Consider the following 6,911-nt stretch of genomic DNA (forward strand, 5'->3'; position numbering starts at 1 on the left):
ATTCTCTCTAACGATGATACAAATCTGACTCTGACGCGGGATGGAGCAGCCCGGTAGCTCGTCAGGCTCATAACCTGAAGGTCGTAGGTTCAAATCCTACTCCCGCAACCAAAATTAAACGTCAGATATCAAGCATTTAGCGCCCAAAGGGGCGCTTCTTGCGTTTGGGACTCCAACGCCCGGTGCTACACCGGTGCTACGCCACACAGCAAAGAACAGCACCCTAGAAGAATCGAAGCCAGCCTTCAGAAGCGCCGATTCTCCCCCCAGAAGAAGAACCAACCCGACTTCACCGTCAGTGCTGTCAGCACCGTCAGCCAAGCGAAACTGCATTGCCTGTAGACGAGCCGATCAGGATTTTTTCCCTACCCGGGGTATACGCGGGGCCGGGTATACCCCGGGTAGGGAGAAACCACGGCCCAAGCTGAAGTCACGAATGACGGCTTTGAGCCCATACAGGACGTTCATTCTTGACCGCAGGCACCCTTTTTCGCCAGTCTCGAACGAATGATATTATTTGGGAGCGTCGTCATGAAGCGGTTTTCGCGAACATTTTTACTGTTGCTATCTATTCTAATAGGCACTGTCGCTTCAGCTCAGGACAAGCCCAATATTGTCTTCATATTTCTCGATAATTTTGGATGGGGTGAGCCAGGGTTCAACGGCGGTGGGATAATTCGTGGCACCGCCACTCCGGAAATGGACGCTCTGGCCGCTGAGGGCTTAAGGCTTACGAACTTCAACGTTGAAAGTCAGTGCACTCCCTCCCGTGCAGCGACTATGACCGGTCGTTACGGTATTCGAAGTGGCAACCACACAGTCCCACTGGGAGGTGGCGTCTACGGTCTGACCCAGTGGGAAATCACAATGGCCGAGATGCTCAAGGAAGTAGGGTACAATACGGCTATGTACGGCAAATGGCACCTTGGCTGGACCGAAGGGCGCTATCCAACCAATCAAGGTTTCGACGAATTCTACGGTGTTGAGACCACTGATGTTACGGTCTGGCGCACGCTTCCGGGATTTGCCGAAGCGAACATGGACGAACCTGTGGTGATGCAGGGTATTGCAGGCAAACCGGCGACAGTCGCGCGTGATTATGATCTGGATTATCGCGGTGAGATAGATGGCGACCTGACACAAAAAGCCATCGATTTCATCGAAACCAAGAGTGGAGAAGATGCACCTTTCTTCATTTATCTTGCTTACACGCAGACCCATTATCCAAACATCGTGTCCGAAGAATTTGATGGGACCACTGGAAACGGCGTCTGGGCCGACATTCTACTTCAAACAGATAGCTATATCGGACGCATCGTTGATGCGATTGAGGTGGCAGGCGTTTCCGACGACACCGTGGTGATATTTACTGCTGACAACGGCCCCGAAGCTCTTCCGGTTGGAAACGCCAACGTCTCGCCGGTTCCTGCGGTACATGGTACGGCCGGGCCTTGGCGCGGCACTCTTTTCACTAGCCTCGAAGGAAGCATGCGCGTGCCCTTCGCCATCAAGTGGCCGGGGAAGATTCCCGCTGGTTCAGAAAGCAATGACGTTGTTCACTCGATGGATCTTTATCCAACGCTGGCGGCATTCGCAGGCGGCAAAGTGCCGGAGGACCGGGCTTTTGATGGCATCGACCAGTCCGAGTTCTTTCTGGGTGTCCAGCCGAGATCGAACCGAGAAGGCGTGATCGTTTACATGGGCGAACAGATATTCGGTGTAAAATGGAAGGACTGGAAAGTTCTGTTCAAAGAGAACACAACGGCTTTTGGAGCGACGGAGTCTTTCGACACACCAAGGGTCTACAACCTTCTGAATGATCCCCACGAGCGCGAAAGCGTGCTCTTCCCACACACTTGGGCGGCCGAAAAGGCGTTGCCACAGTTACATGAGCACCTCTCTACATTCGAGGAGTTTCCTCCGATCCCCCCGGGAACGCCGGATCCCTACGAACCATCCAATGACTGAGTGGCTGCTTTGTCCGCATAGCGGACAAAGGCGCTATGCAAAAACGTCCGAAGGAATATAACAAAGATAAAAGCGCCCGACTGTTCAGGTCGAGCGCTTGAGTATTCATTGCGGCGTGAATTCTTACCGGTTGGTCAGTTCAATCACCCGCAGACACCCTCGGTGTTGAGGCGGCGCGCAATTGCTTTTGGGGAGCACCCTTCGGTGAACTCTTGAAGCACCCGTCGGACCGAGGGCCACCCAGACCGTGCGCGGTCAGAGCGGGGCAGGTGGAAGCTTGCGATGAAGCGGCTGGCCTCCGATAAAAGGCATCGCGCGGATACGAACCTGAAAGCGAAGGGCCTTCTCCCGCAAGTTCTATAATACAAACGCGGATTGGGATTTCTCTAGTATTTGGAGATCAAGCAACAAAAAATTTTAACTAGTTTTGTAAACTACTGACCTTGTATCACCAAATCGTTGTTAACTGCCGTGGTTTTCCCGGAAACTACGTCGGATTGAACTCAAAAGCGGCCCGATGACATAGTCGGCAACGCTTGCTTCACCGGTTTGCAGCATAACCTCTACGGGCATGCCTGAGACGAGTTCGACGTCCTGTAAATCTGCGAGTTCGGCAGGTAAAACCTCGACCTTTGCCAAATAATAGGGGTGTCCTGTATTTTCGTCGACTATGCGGTCTGCGGAAATTGAGCGCATCAAACCGAATATCTGCGGCATGTTGCGTTGTTGATACGCGGTAAGATGAATGCGGGCAGGCATGCCAATACTTACGACATCTATATCAATCGGGTTGACTCGGGCGTCGATAATCAAAGGAACCTTAGAAGGTACGATATCCAAGATCGGCTCACCGTTTCGGACGACCCCGGAAAGAGTAGTGACCCGCACATTCATCACCTTACCTTCAATCGGAGAGCGTATTTCGGTTCTGTCGACCACATCACTGTGCCATCGTATTTCACTTTCCAACTCGGCTAGAGTTCGTTTCATTTCCGACAATTCCATGGTGGAGTCTTCTATCTCTTGCTGGACCATGGCCAGTAATTGCAATTCGGTTTCACCAATTTTTTGATTGTTGCGGGCAATCTGCGCTTTACTGGTAGCACGCTCGATCGTGATGTCTGCGGCTGCGCGTTTCAGGGCTAGTAGCCGGTATTTCCTTTCTAGACCTTTCCCCAGCAGGCTTGTGACACCTTGGATTTCTTCTTCAATTAAATGTGTTTTTTCGTCCAAGCCGACGATCGTTCTCTTAAGTCCGAGGTTTTCTTCGTCGAGCTGTTTGATGCGTTTGCGCAATATGTTGTCGCGGCCTTTTTGCGTTGTAATTCGCCGCGTTAGAAGTTCTTGTTGATCGGAAATTGCGCGTATTAATTCAACTTCATCGGATACGTTCTCGTTGATCGGGACGACCAATATTTCGGAACCGTCTAATTCAGCTTCGAGGCGGGCGACCCTCGCCAGCAGGTGCGTGTACCGCTTTACCAATTCGTCAAGTCGGGCGCGTGCTTGCACGTCATCAAGAGTCAAAAGAACCTGACCTTTGGTCACCTTGTCCCCTTCCCTCACGTGAATAGACCTTATGATTCCGCCCTCGAGATGTTGAACAGTTTTACGGTACCCTTCTGGACTGACCACTCCTGGTGCAATGGCTGCGCCTTCCAGCCGGGCGCTGAATGACCAGGTCACCAAACCAAACACCAGTCCGATCGCGACGATGTACCCCGCGCGAAGCGGCGCGCGCGTGAGGTCTCTTAGGTTGGCTGTTGAGTCTGTGATCGCTTTGTGTCGAAAAGAGCGGAGGATTAATGTCAGAAGCACGAACGTGAGCAGTAAAATAATTGCCGCGATCCACCTCGGTTCAACGGCGGGTGGTAGCTTTGCTAAGATCCAAGCCAACCAGTCGGCTGGAATAATGCCCAGAATGCCATCAAGCACCGTAGCACTGAAAGCCTTCACGTTTTCCTGTAATTCTTCCCAAAAACTCATTGGCGAACCACCTTACTCTGCTACCGCGTTGTTGCCGCTGTTAGATTGCACCGTCCGCACAGGTTGAAAGACTGGAGCTTGGCCTTTGATCTGCAAAATTTTCTCACGCGGGCCAAATGCGGCGACGGCTCCGTCTTTGAGAACCAGAACCTTGTCGGCCGTTCTGAGCCCCGCGGGACGATGGGTCACAACGACGACGGTGCGACCTAGATTCTTGGAGCGCGCAAGAGCTGCAGCAAGGGCTGCATCGCCTTCCTGATCAAGATTCGAACTGGGCTCATCCAAGACGATAAACGACGGGTCACCCAGAAGAGCACGAGCAAGTCCCAGCCTTTGCCTTTGACCACCAGAGATACGCCCGCCGTGCAAGCCAACGTCTGTTTCGTACCCCTGTGGTAAACGCAAGATAAGATCATGAACTCCGGCCTCTTTAGCCGCCTTGATCACCATCTTGTCATCAACATCGCGCATTCGGGCGATGTTCTGGGCCACGGTGCCTGGAAAGAGCTCTACGTTTTGGGGCAGATAGCCAAGCCACGGCCCTAGATTTTCGGGGTTCCAATTTCCGACGTCTGCACCATCAAGCCTTACATGGCCGCGTGTTGGTTTCCAGGCTCCGACCAACAGACGACACAAGGTCGATTTGCCCGAACCGGAAGGCCCGAAGACGACTAGTGTCTCGCCTGGCTCAAGAGAGAACGAGATGTTCTCCAGAATCGGTTCGCCCGAATAGGGTGCAAGACAATAGACCTCTTCCACCTGCAATTGGCCGAGAGGCTTTGGTAAATTGACTTCATAGTCGGGAGCACATTCACCCGCAAAGTGATCCCTGAGCCGGGTGATGGCGGTACGCGCTGCAACGAAACTTTTCCAAGCACTTATTGAACGCTCTATAGGAGCAAGTGCCCTGCCCAGAACAATTGAGGCGGCGATCATACCTCCAGCAGTCAGATTGCCTTGAAGAACAAAATACGCACCAAGTCCCAGTATCATGACTTGCAAGGCAAGGCGCAGGGCTCGTGATGCGCTGACAAGGCCCGAGGTTTTTTCCTTCAGGTTCAGGTGCTCACGTCGGGCCTCTGCTTGAAAAGACTGCCAACGACCAAGCAACGCATCACCCATACCCAGTGGGCGGATGGTTTCACCACTCTCAAGAAACTGCTGCGCTGCAGTATCACTTTGGCGAAGCTTGGCACTTATTTCCTTGTTGGGATTTCGTGTCAGAATGTCATTTGTAAGCGCAAAGACAAAGAGAACGATAGCACTGCAAAGCGCAAAGACACCAAGTCCGGGGTGAAGCAACCAAATGAATGCAATAAAGATCGGGGTCCAAAGCGCATCAAAAAAGGCAAGGACTGCGTCTCCGCCCAGAAATGACCTGAGGTTGGCCACATCGTTCAGGCTGGCCTTTGGGTTGCCGCCCGTCAGCCGGTCAGACATGGCTTTTCTGAGGGTCGGTTCGCTGAGTTCTGATTCAACCCAGAAACTTGCACGACCTAAGATCATCCGCCGTACTTGCTCTAGTATTCCGTAAATGATCAGCGCAAAAAGTGCGACAACCGTCAGCCAGACCAGAGTGTCGAAAGACCCGGTGGTCAGAACCCTGTCATAGATCTGAAGCATGTAAATTGCGCTCACCAGAAGCAGCAGGTTTACGACACAGCTTACGATCAACAGCGGCGGGAAAAGTCGTTTCACGGCTCTTCTGGTAGTGTCGACAATGTTTTTATCGGGATTGGCGTTCATGAACGTGGCACTCTGTAACAAGGGTTTGGTACGGCTGTGGGGATGTGCAGACCCGGCGGGGTTCCGGGTCTGCACGTTTCACTACTTTGTCAGGCGACAACCGGGTCGAGGTCGATTGTGAACCCGTCAGTGTCCGTATCCGAGTCACCGTCGGTTTCGGTCGCATTTAGGGTCATCTCTAGCGATTCAGGATTGAACTCCTGCGAAGTCGTGAACTCGATGACCGGGATCTTGATGGTCCCTTGACCCATAAAGAGCTGGATCGCGTCGATGTTGTTCGGTCCCGTTGGATCACCGACCACAAAGCTTTCCTGACCACCGGCTTCAGACGATAGATCGCTGTCCAACACCTCAATCGGGCCGCTAGTGGGTGTGCCATCGCTATAGTAGATCGTGTACCACAGATCCTCTGGCGGGTTATCATACCCACCTACAGAGTTGTCGATGAAGACCTTCACGGCGCTGACGTTAAAGCCGGTTGGATCGACGACGAAGCTTTCATCCACCTTTCCGCCCGATGTCGTGTCACCATCGATGCCGTGATTGGCATTACCGTTCAGGTTGTTATTGCCATTCCCGATGCCCGAGGTGCTGACATTCATCTGTTCGGCGCTGAGGAAAGTCGCGGTGCTTTCCCAATCGCCTTCAAGAGTATTTAGGAACGGCTTGATCTCGCCAGGTGTCGAGGTTGGCTCGACCGCCGCGAACACGATTTCGGAACTGTCGATTGTCAGCGTTCGCACCGGATCCGGGCCACCCGCATCAAGGCTGCCATCTGCCGTGGACAGTTCGACCACCGAACCCGGCGGTGTAGACACCTGTAGATCATAGGTGGTTGGGCTGTCGAATTCTATGGTGAAAGCCACCGTTTCATCGACGCCATCACCATTAAAGTCATCGGTGATTGAGCCAGAGAACAAATTGGGATTAACCAAGTCCTGGGTCAAATCGGCGTTGACCACGACAGTACCATTATCGTCGATCTCGTAGCTGACCAGTTCAATGTCCAACGAGTCAAACGCGTCAGCGCCGGGCGAATCCGACCACGTGCCTTGCGCACCCGCCTCATAATCTCCCGATGCGTCGTTGACCGTGATCTGCGGCCCGTCATCGGTGAACGAGATTTTTTGGGTGAGGTCGACATAGTCCGTCGCGGTGTCTGCGGCGGTCTCGGCGTCGCTGAGGGTGCCGACCAGACGGATCGCATCGGT

The 6,911-nt window shown here is 53.2% G+C and carries 4 protein-coding genes and 1 tRNA gene; 2 read left to right on the forward strand and 3 right to left on the reverse strand.

From position 1 onward, the window contains the following. Nucleotides 1–34: 34 nt before the first annotated feature. A tRNA-Met gene (locus ACR0LH_RS21405) sits at nt 35–111 on the forward strand. A gap of 420 nt (nt 112–531) precedes the next feature. Next, complete coding sequence (locus ACR0LH_RS21410) at nt 532–1,968, forward strand: arylsulfatase (RefSeq protein WP_480722400.1); 1,437 nt, start codon at nt 532–534, stop codon at nt 1,966–1,968. A 462-nt stretch (nt 1,969–2,430) separates the two neighbouring features. Here ACR0LH_RS21410 and ACR0LH_RS21415 read toward each other — a convergent pair whose 3' ends face one another. From ACR0LH_RS21415 to ACR0LH_RS21425, 3 genes are all read right to left on the reverse strand, one after another. After that, on the reverse strand, nt 2,431–3,954 hold the full coding sequence (locus ACR0LH_RS21415; RefSeq protein ID WP_480722401.1) for an HlyD family type I secretion periplasmic adaptor subunit: 1,524 nt from the start codon (nt 3,952–3,954) through the stop codon (nt 2,431–2,433). A gap of 12 nt (nt 3,955–3,966) precedes the next feature. Beyond that, nucleotides 3,967–5,652 (reverse strand): type I secretion system permease/ATPase, encoded by a 1,686-nt coding sequence (locus tag ACR0LH_RS21420; RefSeq protein ID WP_480722402.1) that lies wholly within the window; start codon nt 5,650–5,652, stop codon nt 3,967–3,969. Nucleotides 5,653–5,789: 137 nt separating this feature from the next. Then, nucleotides 5,790–6,911: hypothetical protein (locus ACR0LH_RS21425; RefSeq protein ID WP_480722403.1), on the reverse strand; the 1,122-nt coding region annotated here is incomplete at its 5' end.

The organism is Ruegeria sp. CL6, assembly GCF_056536465.1.